The 2,137-nt window shown below is 62.9% G+C and carries 3 protein-coding genes; all 3 read right to left on the bottom strand.

The window, feature by feature from the left end:
• Window positions 1-476, bottom strand: a 476-nt coding sequence (locus EN925_RS33020; protein ID WP_206633056.1) for an enoyl-CoA hydratase-related protein, incomplete at its 3' end; no start/stop codon positions are given.
• Between the two features lie 14 nt (window positions 477-490).
• Complete coding sequence (locus tag EN925_RS33015) at window positions 491-1,699, bottom strand: acetyl-CoA C-acetyltransferase (protein ID WP_027161729.1); 1,209 nt, start codon at window positions 1,697-1,699, stop codon at window positions 491-493.
• A 33-nt stretch (window positions 1,700-1,732) separates the two neighbouring features.
• On the bottom strand, window positions 1,733-2,137 hold a 405-nt coding region (locus tag EN925_RS33010; RefSeq protein ID WP_281040684.1), incomplete at its 5' end, for an acyl-CoA dehydrogenase family protein.

The following is a 2,137-nucleotide window of genomic DNA, read 5'->3' as shown; positions in this document are numbered from 1 at the left end:
CCCGGGAAGATGCCGATCTTCACCTCGGGAAGCGCCATCTTCACCTTGTCGCTATCGGCGGCGACACGGCCGTGGCAGGCGAGCGACAATTCGAAGGCGCCGCCCATGCAGGTGCCGTTGATCGCCGACACCCACGGCTTTCCGCAAGTTTCCAGCTTGCGGAACAGGCCGGTCATCATGCCGGCATTGTCGAACAGCGCCTTGGTCGCCTTTTCGGCGTCCTTGCCCTTTTCCGCGGCGAAGGTCGTCAGCATCTTCTGCAGCAAAGAGATATCTGCACCGCCGGAGAAGGTATCCTTGCCGGAGGTGATCACGGCGCCCTTGATGGCGGCGTCACCAGCCACCTTGTCGACAATGGCGTTCAATTCCCGCATCGCCTCTTCGGTGAAGACGTTCATCGAACGGCCGGGCATGTCCCAGGTGACCAGCGCAATGCCGTCGGCGTCGGTGTCGAGGGCGAAATTGGTGTAGCTCATCGTTTCTCTCCCCGTCAGACGCGTTCGATGATGGTTGCGGTGCCCATGCCGGCGCCGATGCACAGCGTCACCAGAGCGGTGTTGAGATCGCGCCGCTCGAGTTCGTCCAGCACCGTGCCGAAGATCATCGCGCCGGTGGCGCCGAGCGGATGACCCATGGCGATGGCACCGCCATTGACGTTGATCTTGTCATGCGGAATGTCGAAAGCCTGCATGTAGCGCAGCACCACCGAAGCGAAGGCTTCGTTGAGCTCGAACAGGTCGATGTCCGAGAGCTTCATCTTGGCGCGCTTCAACAGCTTCTCGGTGACGTCGACCGGACCGGTCAGCATCAGCACAGGCTCGGAGCCGATGTTGGCGAAGGTGCGGATACGCGCGCGGGGCTTCAGCCCCATCGCCTTGCCGGCCTTCTTCGAACCGAGCAGCACGGCCGCCGCACCATCGACGATGCCGGACGAATTGCCGGCATGATGGACGTGGTTGACCTCTTCCACTTCGGGATGCTTCTGCACCGCGACCGCATCGAAGCCGCCCATTTCGCCGGGCATGACGAAGGACGGGTTGAGCGAGGCCAGCGACTGCATGTCGGTCGACGGGCGCATATGCTCGTCATGGTCGAGGATGGTCAGGCCGTTCTGGTCCTTGATCGGGATGACGGATTTCTTGAAGCGGCCATCCGCCCAGGATTTGGCGGCGCGCTTCTGGCTCTCGACCGCATAGGCGTCGACGTCGTCTCTGCTGAAGCCGTATTTGGTGGCGATCAGGTCGGCCGAGATGCCTTGCGGCACGAACCAGCCGGGCAGGCCGACCGAAGGATCCATGAACCAGGCACCGCCCGAGGCGCCCATGCCGACGCGCGACATCGATTCGACACCGCCGGCAATGACGATCTCGTCCGCTCCCTGCGCGATCTTGGCGGCACCGAAATTGATGGCGTCGAGCCCGGAAGCGCAGAAGCGTGAGATCTGCATGCCGGGCGCCTTGGTGTCGTAGCCGGCCTCGAAGGCGGCGGCGCGCGGAATGACCGAACCCGCCTCGCCGACCGGATCGACGCAGCCGAAGATGATGTCGTCGACGTTTGCAGTGTCCAGCCCATTGCGGTCGCGCAGCGCTTCGAGCGTCTTGGCGGCAAGCCGCACCGCCGGCACCTCGTGCAGCGATCCGTCTTTCTTGCCCTTGCCGCGCGGTGTGCGCACGGCGTCATAGACATAAGCTTCAGCCATTTGCTTGCTCCTTGGGTTTGCCTGATGTCGCCTTCAGAGAGAGCGTCCGATCAGCAATTTCATGATCTCGTTGGTGCCGCCGTAGATGCGCTGGACGCGGGCGTCGCGGAACATGCGGGCGATCGGGTATTCATTCATGTAGCCATAGCCGCCATGCAGTTGAAGGCATTCGTCGACGACTTTTCCCTGCAGGTCGCTGAGCCAGTACTTGGCCATCGACGCTGTCACGGGATCGAGGCCGCCCGCGATGTGGCGGGCGACGCAATCATTGTAGAAGACGCGGCCGATGGTGGCCTCGGTCTTGAGTTCGGCCAGCTTGAACTGGGTGTTCTGGAAATCGATGATCGCCTTGCCGAACGCCTTGCGCTCCTTGACGTAGTCGATGGTCAACGCCAGCGCCCGCTCGATCATGGCGATGGCGCCTGTGCCGATCTGCAG

This window comes from Mesorhizobium sp. M7A.F.Ca.US.006.04.2.1, assembly GCF_004022915.1.
In the GTDB taxonomy this organism is placed as follows: domain Bacteria; phylum Pseudomonadota; class Alphaproteobacteria; order Rhizobiales; family Rhizobiaceae; genus Mesorhizobium; species Mesorhizobium ciceri.
This window is presented reverse-complemented; position numbering and strand designations above follow the sequence as displayed.

Excerpts from the sequence above, each read along its gene's own strand:
- EN925_RS33015 (WP_027161729.1), bottom strand. The coding sequence starts at position 1,699 with ATGGCTGAAGCTTATGTCTATGACGCCGTGCGCACACCGCGCGGCAAG.